The following is a 15,604-nucleotide window of genomic DNA, read 5'->3' as shown; positions in this document are numbered from 1 at the left end:
CACGACAAAAGGTGTCCGGTATTCCGCCTAGCGTCGGAGTCATGAGGTACATCCACATCGTCGGAGCCCGCGAGAACAATCTCCGGAACATCACCCTGCGCATCCCGAGGGAAAGGCTCACCGTCTTCACGGGGGTGTCCGGCTCGGGCAAGTCGTCCGTGGTCTTCGGGACCGTCGCCGTCGAGTCGCAGCGCCAGCTGGGCGAGACGTTCACCTGGTTCGTCCGCAACCGGCTGCCGAAGCACGAGAAGCCCCGGGCGGACGCCCTGGAGAACCTCTCCCCCGCGATCGTCGTCGACCAGCGGCCGATCGGCGGGCACGCGCGGTCCACGGTCGGCACGATGACCGACATCCACGCGGTGCTCCGCGTGCTGTTCTCGCGGTGCGGGACCCCGAGCGCGGGCGAGGCGACGGCGTACTCGTTCAACGAGCCGGGCGGCATGTGCCCCGAGTGCCACGGGCTCGGGCGGAGCGTGCGGCCCGACTACGGCCGGATCCTCGACCCGGCGAAGTCCCTCGTGGACGGGGCGATCAGGTTCCCGCCGTTCGCCGTCGGCACCTGGCAGGGGCAGACGTACACGCACACCACCTCGCTCGACACGCACAAGCCGGTGGCCCGGTTCACCGCCGCCGAGCGGGAGTTCCTGATGCGCGGGAGCGGCGCGAAGGTGAACGTCGACAACACGGGCGGCAGCCGCGACATCGACTACGAGGGGCTCGCCGACCGCTTCGAGCGGCTGTACCTGCACCGCGACCTGTCGGCGCTGAGCCGGCGCACCCAGGACGTGGTGCGGCAGTACCTGACGGAGGGCACATGCCCGCTCTGCGACGGGGCCCGGCTGAACGCCGCCGCGCTCGCCACCCGCATCGACGGACGGAACATCGCCGACTGCGCGGCCATGGAGGTCGCCGAGCTGATCCCGGTGCTGCGCCGGATCGACGGCCCGGTGGGCGGGCCGATCGCGGCGGCCGCCGTCGCCGCCCTGGAGCGGATCGAGGCGATCGGGCTGGGCTATCTGAGCCTGGACCGCGAGACATCGACCCTGTCCGGCGGTGAGGGGCAGCGGCTGAAGACCGTACGGCACCTGGGGTCGAGCCTGACCGGGATGACGTACATCTTCGACGAGCCGAGCATCGGCCTGCACCCGCGCGACGTCGGACGCCTCAACGATCTGCTGCTGCGGCTGCGCGACAAGGGGAACACGGTCCTGGTCGTCGAGCACGACCCGGACGTCGTCGCCGTCGCCGACCACGTCGTCGACATGGGGCCCGCGGGCGGCGCGGGCGGTGGGCGTGTGGTGTACGAGGGGACGCCGGAGGGGCTGCGGCGCGCGGACACCCTCACCGGCCGCTGCCTGCGGCGCCGCGGCGGGGTCAAGGAGCGGCCGCGCACGGCCACCGGCTCCCTCCCGATCGAGGGCGCCTCGCTGCACAACCTCAAGAACGTGTCCGTGCGGGTGCCGACCGGGGTGCTCACCGCCGTCACCGGCGTCGCCGGGTCCGGCAAGAGCAGTCTGGTGTCCGGGGCGCTGGTCGCCGCGCACCCGGAGGCGGTGGTCGTCGACCAGTCGGCCATCGGGATCTCGGGGCGGTCCACCCCGGCGACGTACCTCGGGATCATGGACACCGTACGGAAGATCTTCGCGCGCGGGACGGGCACGGAGCCCGGGCTCTTCAGCTTCAACTCGGCCGGTGCGTGCGGGACGTGCCGGGGCCGGGGGATCATCTACAGCGACCTCGCGTTCATGGACCCGGTGACGACGGTGTGCACGGCGTGCGACGGGCGGCGATTCAGGGACGAGGTGCTCGCGCTCACGGTGCGTGGCCGGTCCGTCGCCGACGTGCTCGACATGACGGCGGGGCAGGCGCTCGACCACTTCACCGCGCCGGACGAGGAGCCGGTGCGCCGCCGGCTGCGTGCCCTGAGCGACGTCGGTCTCGGCTATCTCACCCTCGGGCAGCCGCTGAGCACGCTGTCCGGCGGGGAGCGCCAGCGGATCAAACTGGCCACGCAGCTGCACCGGACGGCGGCGGTCTACGTCCTGGACGAGCCGACGACCGGCCTGCACATGGCGGACGTCGACGGGCTCGTGGCACTGCTCGACCGGCTCGTCGACGCGGGCAACACGGTGGTCGTCGTCGAGCACAACCTCGACGTGATCCGGCGCGCGGACCGGATCATCGACCTGGGCCCGGAGGGCGGCCGGCACGGCGGGCGGGTCGTTTTCGAGGGAACTCCCGCCCAACTCCTCGATGCGGAGGGCTCGTTCACCGCCGATCACCTGCGGCGGGCCGTCGCGGGCGCGGGCGGGCCGGGTGAGGAGGCCGTGACAGCCGCGTGACGGGGGATTCCGCCCGGGCTGCCGGGCTGGGCATGATGTGCCCGCCGTCACCCCGCACGCGCGGCACCGCACCCTGCCACGAACCATGGAGAACATCCGTGCCCAGCAAGAAGGCCCTCGTCCGCCGTCCGGGACCGCGACTCGCGGAAGGGCTCGTCACCCACATCGAGCGCACCCCCGTCGACTCCGCGAAGGCGATGGACCAGTGGCAGGGTTATGTCGCCGCGCTGGAGGAGCACGGCTGGGAGACCTTCATCGTGGAGCCGGCCGACGACTGCCCGGACGCGGTGTTCGTGGAGGACACGGTGGTCGTCTTCCGGAACGTGGCACTGATCGGCCGCTCCGGCGCCGCGTCGCGGCACGAGGAGACGCCGGGGGTCGAGCAGGCCGTCGCGCGGCTCGGCTGCTCCGTCAACTGGGTGTGGGAGCCCGGCACTCTCGACGGGGGCGACGTACTGAAGGTGGGCGACACCCTCTACGTAGGACGAGGCGGCCGTACGAACGCGGCCGGGGTGCAGCAGCTGCGCGCCGTCTTCGAGCCGCTCGGGGCCCGCGTGGTCGCGGTCCCCATCAGCAAGGTGCTGCACCTGAAGTCGGCGGTCACGGCGCTGCCCGACGGCACGGTGATCGGCCACGAGCCCCTGGTCGATCACGCCTCGCTCTTCCCACGCTTCCTCCCCGTGCCGGAGGAATCGGGCGCGCACGTCGTGCTGCTCGGTGGAAACCGGCTGCTCATGGCGGCGAGCGCACCGAAGTCGGCGGAGGTGCTGGCGAGCCTCGGCCATGACCCCGTTCTGGTGGACATTTCCGAGTTCGAGAAGCTCGAAGGGTGTGTGACGTGCCTCTCAGTCCGGCTCCGTGACCTCTACGCGTAACCACGGATCTTTATGGAGCGCTTAACCTACGGCAACGTAACCTACGACACCGTAGGTAGAACCACCGCTCGTACCGCTCGCTGTACCTCCGTCCCCCAGGAGCCCCCGTGACCGTCATCTCCCCCCGCCTCGGCTCGTCGACCTCGTGGACCGACGCCCGCCTTCTGTACGCGCTGGAAGAAGTCGTCGAGCAGGAGCTCAACCGGCACCTCAAGGTCGCCAAGGACTGGATGCCGCACGAGTACGTGCCCTGGTCCGACGCCCGCAACTTCCCCGGCCTCTTCGAGGACGGCCAGGCCTGGGAGAAGGAGCAGTCGAAGGTCACCGAGGTCGGCCGGGTCGCGCTGATCGTCAACCTGCTGACCGAGGACAACCTGCCCAGCTACCACCACGAGATCGCGACCCTCTTCGGCCGCGACGGCGCGTGGGGCACCTGGGTGCACCGCTGGACCGCCGAAGAGGGCCGGCACGGCATCGTGATGCGCGACTACCTGCTCGCGTCGCGCGCCGTCGACCCGGACCAGCTGGAAGCCTTCCGCATGTCGCACATGAGCGAGGGCTTCGAGTCGGACAACCGGCACTCGATGCTGCACTCCGTCGCGTACGTCGCCTTCCAGGAGCTCGCCACCCGCATCTCGCACCGCAACACGGGCCATCAGTCCGGTGACCCGGTCTGCGACCGCATGCTGTCGCGCATCGCGACGGACGAGAACCTGCACATGGTCTTCTACCGGAACCTGCTCAAGGCCGCGTTCGAGATCGCGCCCGACCTGACGATGCAGGCCGTGCGCGACGTGGTCGTCAACTTCCGGATGCCGGGACACGGCATTCCCGGCTTCGAGCGGGCCGCCGCGCAGATGGCGATCGGCGAGGTCTACAACATGCGGATCCATCACGACGACGTGATCCAGCCCGTGCTGCGCTTCCTGAAGGTCATGGAGATCGACGGGCTCGGCCCCGAGGGCACGAAGGCCCAGGAGGAGCTCGGCCTGTTCATGAACGGGCTCGACTCGGAGGCCTCAAAGTTCGACGAGAAGCTGGCGGCCCGTAAGGCTCGTATGGCGGCGCGGGCCGCCGCCGTCTAGCCCCGTAAGGGGCGCGGGGAACTGCGCGCTCAGCCACAGACAAGCCGCGGTCGCGTCTGCTCATCAACCGAGCAGACGCGACCGCGGCTTTCGTCGTGGCCGAGCGCGCCCACGCTGCGGAGCCGCACATCGACACAGCCCCGCGCCCCTTACGGGGCTGTACTCACCCGCGCCGAGAAGTCCCGGACGTCCGCGCAGGGGTGCGCCCGCAGCTCCCGGAGGATGTCGCGCCACAGGTCCGGCCACCCCGCGCGCTCGCCCCCGGCACACGTCAGCGCCCAGGCGAACAGGCCCTCCGCGAGGGAGCCGCCCGAGGCCAGGTCCCGCGCCGCCGGCAACAGCACCTCCCCCGGCACCCGCTCCCCGCGGAGCCGGTTCCGCAGTCGGTCGCGGAGGGCGCCCGCCGTCCGCGCGGCGAGTGCGGGGCGGTCGTCGTGCAGCCCGGCCAGCGCCCGCAGTTCGTCACCCGGCGCAGAGAAGTCCAGGCCGGCGAGCCGCACCTGCGCGGCCTGCGGCACGAACGCGTCGTCCTCGGCGAGGACCAGGGCCAGGTCGCGGGCGAGCGGCCGCAGGGCCGGGTCGAGCGTCGCCACGTCGGCGAGCACCCCGGCGACGTTGTCGAGGCGGCGGAGCGCGGGCCGGTCCTGTTCCTCGCCGGCGTCGGGCGCGGTCCCGTGGGCCATGAGCGTGCGCACGGCGCCGGTGAGCGCGTCGGCCGCGGCCGGGCTCTGTCCCGCGGCCGCGACCAGGGTCGATCCGGCCGCGCTCCAGACCCCCGGCGCCCGCCGGTCCAGGTCGGTGAGGAGCCGGGTCAGGGCGTCCAGGGCCTGCGGCGCCCACGGCACCCAGGACGACAGGGCCGACAGCGCGGTGTCGGCGAGTTCGTCGTCGTCCGTCTCGGCGACCCCGGCGACGAGGGCGGCGTAGCGCTCGCGCAGGCCCGGGGCGACGTCGTGCACGTTCAGGCGCAGCGCGGCCCGGCGCAGTACGGACTCGCTGCGCTCGGACGCCGCGTCGGTGAGGATCTCCCAGGCGGCGTCCTCGCGGAGCAGCCGGTACGCGGCGAAGGCGACGCACGCGGCGCGTACGTCGCGGTGGGCGTCCGGGGCCGCGTAGGCGCGGGCGAGGAGGGGCGCGGCCTGCCGCGCGGGGAGCCGGGTCGCGACGAGCCGTGCCGCCTCCTTGCGGCTGGTGACCTTCTTGCCGGGGCCGGTGAGCAACTCGTCGAGGAGCGGGGCGAGTGCGGACGGGCGGGCGTGCCGGGACGCCCGGGAGGCGGCGTACACCGCGACGCGGGCCCGGTCGTCGCCCGCGTGCCCGAGCAGCAGGGGGAGGTCGTCGGGGGTGCGGCCGAGCGCGGCGAGGGCGGCTTCGGCGAGGGTGACGTCCTCGGAGCCTGCCCACCGGCGGACGGACTCCCGGCCGCCGTCCGGTACGTCGGCGGCGCTGCGGATCGCTGCGGTGCGGCGCGCCAGGTCGAGGTCCGCGTCCTCGGCGATCCGCTTCAACTGCCGCAGGTACGCCTGCTGTTGGCGGGGCAGCCAGCCGCGCACCGCCCGCCCGTACGACTCGGCGGGGAAGGCCCACGGGCCCTTGTCCGTCAGGAACCGCCCGTACGGCGGCGGGCCGTCGAGGAAGCGGTCGAGGAGGTCGGTGCGCCGGTACGCCACGGCCCGCGCCACCGAGGGGAGATCGATGGCGGACGGTACGAGGTCGAGGACCTCCGCCACGCGCTCGTCACGGGTCGCCGACGGTTCGAGCCACCGGTCGATCGCGTCCCACGCGGAGGAGTCGTCGCCGCGCTCGATGGCACCGCGCAGCTCGGCCTGGAGTTCCGGAACACCGGCGGCGCGGCTGCCCAGGGAGCGCGCCAGCGAGAGCAGGAGCCGGAAGTCGTTCCGCTTCCCCTCGGCGTCGATGCCCGGGCGCAGCGCCTCGTACACGTCGCGCTCCCGCCCGCGGCGCAAGGTGCGTTCGAGGTCGCCGAGGTACACGGCGCCGGTGTGGCCGTGCGTGGCGACCACGACGTCGAGGGCCCAGCCGACCAGGTCGCGGTCCTGGCCCACCGCCTGGTGACGCAGGATGCCGACGGCGAGCCCGGTGAGCGCGCCCCGGGTGCCGTACGAGCAGTCGCGGGCCTGCAGCGCGTCCGTGACGAGCCGGCCGAGGTGCGGCAGCGCCTCGGCCCGCCACAGCGCGGGGTGCACGTCACCGGCGAGCGACTGCAGGACTGCGCCCCGCACCGGATCCTGCTCGTTGCGCAGCCGACGCGCCAACTCCTCGGTCACGAGCGTCACTTGGCCGGGGTCGGCGGTACGGGCCGCGTTCCGCACGTGGAGCGGCCAGGCGAGGGCGCGGTCGGCGGCGACCGGCCTGCGGGTGGCCGCGTCGAGCGCCTCGCGGACCTCGTCGGGCGGCAGGTAGGACTCGGCGGTCAGCACGGTGTCCCAGGAGTCGGCGCGTTCGCGGGCCGCCCGCGCGGCGGGGCGGGCCACGTCGGCGACGTAGAAGCGGGGCAGCGCGTCGAGCACGTCGGTGTCGACGCCGTCGTGCGCGGCGCCGCGTCCGGCCGTGGCCGCCTCGTACGTGGCGGGCCGGTCGGCGGGGGCCTGGGCGCGCAGCAGCGCGGCGAGGTCGTGGGGCCGGTCGGCGGCGACGGCGGCGTAAGCGGCGAGTTCGGGCGCGCCGCTGCGGGCGACGGCACGCAGCACCGCCGGGGTCAGGGTGCCGCGACCGTGCAGCCGCCCTCGCCAGGGGCCGGTCATCATGCGCAGCACGCGGGCCGGGTCGGCGGCCGCGAGGGCGCCGAGGGCCGGGCGCAGCGGCCACGGGAAGTGCCGGGGCGGGCACGCGTCGAGCAGGTCGAGCACGCGCAGCGGCGCGTCCGGGGCGATCCGGGCGAGTACCGGGCCGTAGTGCTGCCACCAGCCGTCGCGGGCAGCCTCCGGTACCTCGGCGAGCCGGCGCGCGGCGATGTCGAGCACGGCGCCGGCATGCCGCCCGGCGAGCACCTTCCAGCCGCGTACGGCGTGGAAGACGTCCGGCAGGACCCGGGTGACGACCTCCGGGGAACAGCCGGCCAGCAGACGCGCGGCCTCGGCGTCACCCCAGTCGGCGCGCACGGTGGCGACGAGGCGGTCGGCGAGCGCGGTGCGCTCCTGGAGCACGATCGCCCGCAGCAGTTCACGGCGTACGGCCTCGGGCGCGTCGTCGAGGGCGGCCTCGTAGGCGGCGTCGGACACCCCGGCGGTGCGCCGCGCGTGCCCGCGCACGAACGGGTCGGGGTCGGCCAGGTGCGCCGCCGCCCACGCCGCGTCACCGCCCGCGCAGGCGAGCACGGCGCAGACGCTCCGCTCATGAGGGCCCTGGGCGGTCAGCTCCGCGACGACCGGCGCGAGTTCACCGGTTCCGGCGAGTTCGCGCGCCCGGCGGCCGATCTCACGCATGCGGCGCGGATACGGCAGCGGATCGACGCTTTCGAGGAGACGGGCGGCGGTGCTGTTGCTCTGGACGGACATGGCTGGAGTCTGCCCGGCGCGGCGCGCGGGTCCCACTGAATATCGAACAAGTCGCCCTCACATTCCGTGACGACGGACCAGCCGGGCGTGCATCCACATTCATGTCGATCCTGTGCAGCTTTCCGGCCGACCACACATAACCGGGACGAGACCGCCCAACTCACCGTCCGGGGCCCGCCGATGCCGTGATAACACGGAGTGATCAGACACAGTGACCAGAATCGAAGGAGGCTCCGCCCGCATGGGTTTCTTCAGCCGTCGTCCTCAGACCGCGACGCTCGAGCCGGTTCCGGCCGACGGCCCGGCCACGCCGTTCCCGGCCGCCCGGGCGGCCGAGGCCTCGCTCGACCCGGCCCTGCGCGGGCTGACCGGCGAGTGGACCATCGACCGGCCGCACAGCCGCATCGGGTTCTCCGTGCGGCACGCCATGGTCACCACGGTGCGAGGTGCGTTCGCCGACTACGACAGCACGCTGTACTTCGACGGGGCCGTGCCGTCCCGCTCGCGCGCCGAGCTGGTCATCCGGGTCGGCAGTGTCGACACGGGCGTGGAGCAGCGGGACGCGCACATCGTGGGCCGGGACTTCTTCGACGCGGCCCGCCACCCGGAGATGGTGTTCCGCTCCACCGCCGCGATGCACGAGGGCGGCGAGACGTTCCGGATGGCCGGGGATCTGACCATTCGCGGGGTGACCCGCCCCGTGGAGCTCCAACTCGACTATCTGGGCTCCGTGTTGGACCCGTTCGGTTTCGAGCGGGCCGGTTTCGACGGCACCACCACCATCGACCGGACCGAGTGGGGCCTGGTCTACAACCAGCGCCTGGAGGCGGGCGGCACCATGGTCAGCGAGAAGGTCCGCCTCCAGTTCGACATCTCGGCGATCCGGGCCACGCCGCAGACCTAGGCACGCCCCCTCGCCGGTGCCACGGTGCGCCTAGGACTTCTCCAGGGCCCGTGAGGGGTGAACTCCGTGGCGCAGACGCACGAGTGGATGTTCTACGAGGTCATGTGGCGCAGCTGGGCCGGCCGGGCCCAGGTTCCGTATCCCGTGCCCTGGTGGGCGCAGCAGGCCTTCCGGCGGTGGAGCGACGACTTCGACGCGGGAACGTACGACTCGAAGGAGGCGGCGTTCTCCTCGAACGCCCTGTACCGGTACTGGGGCATGGTCGGGGTGAAGGACCACCGGCAGGAGTCGCTGATCGGACAGGCCGGGGAGATCGAGCCGGTCTACGACAAGTACTGCCTGTCGTTCTTCCTCTTCGACCCGGCGACCGGCGCGCTGCACCTGCCGCAGCTGGCCGACGGCGGGACGGTGGAGCAGCGCACGGAGGCGCCGCATCTGCCGGTGGTCCTGACGACCTTCCGTACGGCGGAGGACGTCACGTTCGTGCAGCGCACGTTCGCGACACCGATCGGGGCCAGGCGGCGCGACGCGGTCGTCACCCGGGTGACCGTGGGCTCGCCGACGGGCCAGCTCCGCGAGGGGCTGCTGTGCGCGGCCGTGCTGCCGGCCGGGCCGAGCGGCTTCCAGCGGCACGACCGCAACGGGCGGGAGATCACCGACCGGCGGCTCACCTTCCTGCGCTATCTGCCGGGCGAGCTGCGGGTGGAGACGAACAGCGGCTGGGGTCCCGTCTTCGACACGGCGCCGGACCAGTTCGGCGTGTACGGCAACCCGGACTTCAGCCAGGATCCGGAGACGTACGTCCATCACAGCCCGTTCCGCGATCTGGTGATGGGCGGCAAGCTGAACGGTTCGGCCGAGGCGCAGGACCAGGTGGCCGGGTTGTGCAGCGCGGTGTTCACCTGGCCCTACCGGGTCGCCGAGGACGCGACCGTGGAGATCGACGTCCGGCTCCCCGTCGACCTGTACAGCGGCGCCGACGATCTGGCCGAGCTGCGGGCGAACCCGGCCGGTGAACTGGAGGAGGCCAACCGGGAGTTCTGGACCGGGAAGCTCGTGCGCCAGGGCGTGCAGCCCGAACTGCCGCGCCCGGTGTCGCACTTGACGGACATGTTCCGTCAGGCCCGCTCGCAGCTGCTGATCCTGTCCGACCTCGGTGAGATCCACCCGGGGCCGACGGTCTACGACTCGTTCTGGATCCGGGACTCCTCGGTGGAGGCGACGGCCTGCTCGCTCGTCGGCGATTCCGCGCTGGCAGAGCACCAGTTGGGGACGCACTACCCGCTGAGGTTCAACCGTGGCGGCGGGCGGATCGGGCCGTGCGCCGAGTACGGGTTCTACGGCGGCCCGCACGAGAAGGACGACCGGGAGTGGGACAGCAACGGGCAGGCACTGTGGGCGATCGGCCGCTTCGACCGCACGCGCGGCCGGGCCGCCGCGTTCGGCGCCAAGATGTACACGCCGTACGTCGTCGACGGCGCGCGCTGGCTGCGCGACAACCGGGACGGGAACGGGCTGCTGCACAGCGGCTGGAGCGCCGAGCACCTCGGCGAGCGCGACAAGCCGCACTACTGGGACGACCTGTGGGGACTCGCGGGCCTGTACGAGGCGGCGCGACTCGCGGAGCGGATCGGCGCGCCGGAGGCCGGTGAGCTGTGGGGCGCCTTCGACGACGTGAAGGGGGCGACGGCTGCGTCCGTGCGCTGGGTCCTCGACGAGCAGCGGCGCCGGGGGGCCTGGGAGACGTACATCCCGACGGGGCCCGGTGACGTCGGCCGGCTCGACTCGACGATGATCGGCGCGGCGGCGTACTTCCATCCGCTCCGCCTCCACATGGGCAGCAAGCTCGGCGACGACGTCGACCGGGCGGCGCGGTGCACGCTCGACACGATGTACGCGCACTTCGTGACCGGCGGCTACCGGCACGAGGCGGCCTGGAACGCGTACGGGCCTTATCTGACGCTTCAGTTGGCGCACGCGTACCTGCTGGCGGGGAATCCGGAGCGGGCCGACGAGCTGCTCGGCTGGACCGTCGGGGCGGCGTTCCCGCGCACCCAGGACCGGGCGGCGGCGCTCGGCGCCTGGAACGAGCAGCACGCCTTCCCGATCGCCTCCGACTTCCACGAGGTGCCCGACCGGCACTGGTACATGGGCGACATCCCGCACGGCTGGGCCGCCGCCGAGTATCTGCTGCTGATCCGCGACATCCTCTTCTTCGAGGCGGACGAGGACCGCGATCCGCATCTGTACATCGCGCCGGGTGTGCGCCCGCACTGGGTGCCGGACGGGGAGTCCGTGGCGGTCGAGGACGCGCCGACCCTGTTCGGGCGGCCCTTCGGGTACCGGCTGACGCACGACGCCGGGGCGCGGAGGGTGACCGTGCGGATCGGCTCGGCGCCGGACGGCGTGCGGTACGTGTACCCGTGCCGCTTCGGGGCCGTCCGGTCCGTCGTCGCGGACGGGCGGGAGCTGGACGTCACCGGTGACGACGTCCAGGTCCCCGCCGGAACGCGGGAGTTCGCGGTCAGTTACGCCTGAGGTGGTGCCGCTCCTTCTCGGAGAGGCCTCCCCAGACGCCGAAGCGCTCGTCGTGGGTCAGCGCGTAGTCCAGACAGGCCGAGCGGATCTCGCACATCTGGCAGATCCGCTTGGCCTCTCTGACCGAGCTGCCCGGCTCGGGAAAGAAGAAGTCGCCGCCGGTCTGGGCGCACAGGGCCTGTTCCTGCCAGGTGGGGCCGGCAGGCGTGAGGGTCGTGTTCGCGTACATGTGCCGAGCGTGCCGCGTGGCGGAAAACGTTCGATCAACGCACGATCAACGACCGTCGGAGCAGACGTCTCCGGCGATCACTGCTGGTTCGGGTCACCCCGCAGGACGGCGAACCCGGCGCCGGACGGATCCGCCAGCTTCGCGATCCGCCCCACCCCCGGAATGTTCACCGGAGCCAGGCGGACCGTGCCGCCCAGTTCCTGCGTCCTGTCCGCCACCGCGTCCACGTCCGCGACATGGATGTACGGCGTCCAGTGCGCGCCCGCGCGGGCCTCCACCGGGTCGGCGTCCAGCGGGACGATCCCGCCGAACATCGCGTTCTCGTCCGTGTCCGCCGGGTTGACCGTCGTGTACGTACCACCGGGGAACTCCACGTCGAACGCGCCCCAGCCGAGCACCGTGCCGTAGAACTCCTTCGCGGCGGCCGGGTCGGGGACGTACAGCTCCACCCAGTTCAGCCCGCCGTCCTCCGTCACGTGCTCCAGGCCCCGGTGGACGCCCGGCTGCCAGATGCCGAACGTCGCGCCCGCCGGGTCGGCCAGGATCGCCATGCGGCCGAGGTCGCCGACGTCCATCGGCTGGAGGTGCGCGGTGCCGCCGGCCTGCTCGACCGCCTTGGCCGTGGCGTCCGCGTCGGCCGTCTTGAAGTAGATGCTCCAGGCGGGGCTGCCCTGGTCGGCGGTGACGGTCATGCCGCCGGCGACCGCCTTGCCGTCGAGGTGGAACGTGCCGTACCCGCCGTACTCGGGGCCCGCCGACCGGAACGTCCAGCCGAAGAGTCCGTCGTAGAAGGCGATCGCTCCGTCCAGGTCCGGGGTGCCGAGGTCCAGCCAGTTCGGCGCGCCGTTCACGAAGTCTGTGGTGATCATGGTCATGCCCTCCTCGTCGAGGGTGCCGTCCAAATTCTTCTCCGGACTGACGAGTCTTCCACCGCCCACTGACAATCGCCGTCGCACACACCCTGACCAGGCAAGGTCCGGACCAATGGGCCGTATACGAGTCGCCTTCAACAATTGAACTCAAATATTATCTGGGAGCGCTCCCCGTCATAAGTCTTGACGCTCCCCGTCACTCTCGCCACAGTGGGGCTCCCCCACACACCCCCACATGCCAGGAGTGTCGATCGTGATATCGCGCAGGATGTTTCTCGCCGGTACCGGAGCCACCGTCGCAACTGCCGCCGCTTCCCTGACCGTTCCGTCCTGGACCGCGGGCGCCGCGCCCGCCACCTGCGAACTGGCCCTGGAGAACAAGTCGTTGACCGGTGCCGTCAACGCGTACGTGACCGGCCACGAGCAGTCGACCGGAAACTGGGTCCTCCTCAAGGCCGACGGCAGCGTCTACCGCCCGGAGTCGCCGAGCGCCCCGCAGACGCCGCTGCCCGTCGACTGCGCCATCCCGCTGGGCGCCGCCGGCTCCGCGCCGAAGGTGGTGACGCTGCCTCAGATGTACGGCGCACGCGTCTACTTCGTGCGCGACGACACCCTCGAGTTCTTCCTCAACCCGGGCCCGTCCCTGGTCGAGCCGGCCTTCGCCACCGAGGCCGACCCGAACTACGGGAAGACCTGGTCGTTCTGTGAATTCACCTTCAACTCGGACCAGTTGTACGCCAACATCAGCTACGTCGACCTGGTCACCGCGCTGCCCATCGGGCTGACCCTGGAGGGCGACGCCACCCACACCGTCGCCCCGCTGCCCGACGGCGCCGTGGGCAAGATCGCCGCGGATCTGGCCGCGCAGGCCGCCAAGGACGGGCAGCCCTGGGACAAGCTCGTCATCAAGGGCGGCGACGGCAAGGTGCTGCGCGCCATCTCGCCGCAGAGCTACATGGCGCCGTACTTCGACCGGCCCGACGAGATGCCGTTCCGGGACGTCTGGACCTCGTACGTCGACCAGGTCTGGAGCAAGTACGCGTCCACCGACCTCAAGATCGACCTTCAGGGCGGGCGCGGCGTGTTCACCGGCCGGGTCAGCGGCGACACGCTCACCTTCAACGGCGGCCACACCTTCACCAAGCCGAACGCGAAGGACATCTTCACCTGCAACTACGGCCCGTTCACCAACAACCCGTCGGACTCCGACGACAAGAAGGGCCTGCTGGCCCGGCTGGCCGCCGGGTTCAACCGCAGCATCATGCTCACGCACCCGGACCAGCCGAACGGCGCCTCGTCCGGTGACTACTACCAGGACGCGACGACGAACCACTGGTCGCGGATCGTGCACGCCAACTCGCCCATCGGGTACGCCTTCCCGTACGACGACGTGAAGCCGGACGGCCAGCCCGACGTGTCCGGCGCGGCCAACGACGGGAACCCGCGGCGGTTCACGGTGAGCGTCGGCTCCTGAGCGACGGCGCCACCGGACGGCGGGTGCGGTGGGGGCCGTCATCCCCTCCGCACCGGCCGTACGGCCCCTAGTCCCGTACGGCCCCTAGTCGTCCGCCACGACGACACAGGCGCTGCTGTGGGGCGCTCATCGCGAACGACGAACGCCCCCGGCGCGTCACGGGGCGAGGTTGTCCTCCCGGATCAGCTCCACCGCCTTCTCGGCGAGGGCGACCGTCGGCGCGTGCGTGTGGCCGCGGGTGATGTGCGGCATGACGGAGGCGTCGACGACGCGCAGCGCCTCGGTGCCGCGCACGCGCAGGCGCGGGTCGGTGACGGAGTCCTCGTCGCTGCCCATGCGGCAGGTGCCGACGGGGTGGTAGAGGGTCTCGGCCCCGGCGCGGACGGCCCGGGAGAGCTGCTCGTCGTCGACGACGCCGGGGTAGCCGGCCATGGGGGACGAGTGCAGCGGGCTCAGCGCGGGGTCGGCGAGGAGTTCCTCGGCGCGGCGCACGCCCGCGACGATGGCCCGCAGGTCCTCGTCGGCGGCGAGGTAGTCCGGGTCGATGGCGGGGCCGGAGCCGGACGGGCCCGTCGGGCTGATGCGGCCTTCGCTGCGCGGCTGGAGGAGGACGACGCCGATGGTGATCCCGTGCTCGGTCGGCGGGGTGAGCCCGTGGTTGACGAAGGGCACGGGGGCGAAGACCAACTCGATGTCTGGCGCGGTGAGTTCGGGTCGCGACTTCACGAAGGCCACGGCCTCGCCGACGTTAGAGGTGAGCGGGCCGCGGCCGCCGAGCAGGAAGCGGGCGATGTTGGCGGGGGTGTCGGCGCCGGTGAGGGAGACCGGGCGGGGGCAGCGGACGGTCACCGCGTAGGAGAGGTGGTCCTGGAGGTGGCGGCCGACGCCGGGCGAGGCGACGCGGGTGTCGATGCCCGCGGCGGTGAGGCTGTCGGGGTCGCCGATCCCGGCCTGTTGCAGCAGGTGCGGCGAGCCGATGGCGCCGGCGCAGAGGATGACCTCGCGGGTCGCGCGCAGGGTTCCGGCGGAGACGCCCTCGGCGACGACCCCGGCGGCGCGGTTGCCGTCGAAGTCGAGCCGGGTGACGCGGGCGTCGGTGTAGATGTCGAGGTTGGGGCGGCGCGCGGCGGGCTTGAGGTAGCCGTCGGCGGCGCTCCAGCGGCGGCCCCGGTACTGGTTGACCGGGGTCACCGCGAAACCGGAGTGGTCCGGCTGGTTCAACTCGCCCAGATCGCGCAGCCCTTGGGCCCGGCAGGCGTCGAGGAACGCGGACGTGGTGGGGTTCGGGGAGCGCGGCGGTGAGATGTGCAGCGGGCCGAGCGTGCCGTACACGGACTGCTCGGACCGCTCCCCGTGCCAGCGCTCGGCGCGCTGGAAGTACCGCACGAACCGGTCGTACGCCCACTCCTCGCCCGCGGCCTCGCCCCACGCGTCGTAGTCGTCGCGGTGGCCGCGCACCCACATCATGGCGTTGAGGGACGAGGAGCCGCCCAGGGTGTGACCGCGCGGCCAGTACAACTCGCGGTCGTCCAGGCCGGTTTGCTTGGCGGTGGTGAAGTCCCAGTCGTACGGCGTCTTGAAGAGCTTCGGGAACGCGGCCGGGATCCGTATCTCCGTCTTGCGGTCACGCGGCCCCGACTCCACCAGGGCCACCCTGACGGCAGGGTCCTCGGAGAGTCGCCCGGCGAGGACGCATCCGGCGGACCCGGCCCCGACGATGACGTAGTCGTACGTACGGTCCTTGCTCAACTCGGCTCCCTCTATGGG

10 protein-coding genes are annotated in these 15,604 nt (G+C 72.3%); 6 read left to right on the top strand and 4 right to left on the bottom strand.

Going from position 1 to position 15,604, the window contains the following annotated elements; all coding sequences use genetic code 11:
• Positions 1-41 precede the first annotated feature (41 nt).
• The 3 genes from B072_RS0133840 to B072_RS0133830 all read left to right on the top strand — a co-directional run bounded on the left by B072_RS0133840 (position 42) and on the right by B072_RS0133830 (position 4,302).
• The gene (locus B072_RS0133840) at positions 42-2,342 is read left to right on the top strand and encodes an ATP-binding cassette domain-containing protein (RefSeq protein WP_018534413.1); all 2,301 of its coding nucleotides are present in this window, start codon (positions 42-44) and stop codon (positions 2,340-2,342) included.
• Positions 2,343-2,440: 98 nt separating this feature from the next.
• Positions 2,441-3,217: a dimethylargininase gene (ddaH, locus tag B072_RS0133835; RefSeq protein WP_018534412.1), complete on the top strand. Its 777-nt coding sequence runs from the start codon at positions 2,441-2,443 to the stop codon at positions 3,215-3,217.
• A gap of 107 nt (positions 3,218-3,324) precedes the next feature.
• Positions 3,325-4,302, top strand: a complete 978-nt coding sequence (locus tag B072_RS0133830; protein WP_018534411.1) for an acyl-ACP desaturase — start codon at positions 3,325-3,327, stop codon at positions 4,300-4,302.
• Between the two features lie 149 nt (positions 4,303-4,451).
• Here B072_RS0133830 and B072_RS0133825 read toward each other — a convergent pair whose 3' ends face one another.
• On the bottom strand, positions 4,452-7,820 hold the full coding sequence (locus tag B072_RS0133825) for a hypothetical protein (RefSeq protein ID WP_018534410.1): 3,369 nt from the start codon (positions 7,818-7,820) through the stop codon (positions 4,452-4,454).
• 241 nt (positions 7,821-8,061) lie between these two features.
• Between B072_RS0133825 and B072_RS0133820 the strand changes: the two genes are divergently transcribed.
• Positions 8,062-8,724 (top strand): YceI family protein, encoded by a 663-nt coding sequence (locus B072_RS0133820; protein ID WP_018534409.1) that lies wholly within the window; start codon positions 8,062-8,064, stop codon positions 8,722-8,724.
• 66 nt (positions 8,725-8,790) lie between these two features.
• Positions 8,791-11,262: a hypothetical protein gene (locus B072_RS0133815; protein WP_106432990.1), complete on the top strand. Its 2,472-nt coding sequence runs from the start codon at positions 8,791-8,793 to the stop codon at positions 11,260-11,262.
• On the opposite strand, the gene B072_RS0133810 is transcribed toward B072_RS0133815, so the two are convergent.
• Both B072_RS0133810 and B072_RS0133805 read right to left on the bottom strand, forming a co-directional pair.
• Complete coding sequence (locus B072_RS0133810) at positions 11,249-11,491, bottom strand: WhiB family transcriptional regulator (RefSeq protein ID WP_018534407.1); 243 nt, start codon at positions 11,489-11,491, stop codon at positions 11,249-11,251. The two genes, B072_RS0133815 and B072_RS0133810, sit on opposite strands and share 14 nt — an antisense overlap.
• A 77-nt stretch (positions 11,492-11,568) precedes the next feature.
• A complete protein-coding gene (locus tag B072_RS0133805) occupies positions 11,569-12,360 on the bottom strand; it encodes a VOC family protein (protein WP_026246574.1) in 792 nt (263 codons plus the stop codon).
• A 256-nt stretch (positions 12,361-12,616) separates the two neighbouring features.
• Between B072_RS0133805 and B072_RS0133800 the strand changes: the two genes are divergently transcribed.
• Positions 12,617-13,837, top strand: a complete 1,221-nt coding sequence (locus B072_RS0133800; protein ID WP_026246573.1) for a glycoside hydrolase family 64 protein — start codon at positions 12,617-12,619, stop codon at positions 13,835-13,837.
• Positions 13,838-13,993: 156 nt separating this feature from the next.
• Here the strand turns inward: B072_RS0133800 and B072_RS0133795 are convergent, their stop codons facing one another.
• Entirely contained in the window at positions 13,994-15,586 is a 1,593-nt protein-coding gene (locus B072_RS0133795) for a GMC family oxidoreductase (RefSeq protein ID WP_018534404.1), read from the bottom strand.
• Positions 15,587-15,604 lie beyond the last annotated feature (18 nt).

It is taken from the genome of Streptomyces sp. HmicA12 (genome assembly GCF_000373565.1).
Lineage (GTDB): Bacteria > Actinomycetota > Actinomycetes > Streptomycetales > Streptomycetaceae > Streptomyces.
Note: the sequence above shows the minus strand (reverse complement) of the source record. Positions and strands in the feature narration are given on the sequence as shown.

Excerpts from the sequence above, each read along its gene's own strand:
- B072_RS0133840 (WP_018534413.1), top strand. The coding sequence starts at position 42 with ATGAGGTACATCCACATCGTCGGAGCCCGCGAGAACAATCTCCGGAAC.
- B072_RS0133825 (WP_018534410.1), bottom strand. The coding sequence starts at position 7,820 with ATGTCCGTCCAGAGCAACAGCACCGCCGCCCGTCTCCTCGAAAGCGTC.
- B072_RS0133820 (WP_018534409.1), top strand. The coding sequence starts at position 8,062 with ATGGGTTTCTTCAGCCGTCGTCCTCAGACCGCGACGCTCGAGCCGGTT.
- B072_RS0133810 (WP_018534407.1), bottom strand. The coding sequence starts at position 11,491 with ATGTACGCGAACACGACCCTCACGCCTGCCGGCCCCACCTGGCAGGAA.
- B072_RS0133805 (WP_026246574.1), bottom strand. The coding sequence starts at position 12,360 with ATGATCACCACAGACTTCGTGAACGGCGCGCCGAACTGGCTGGACCTC.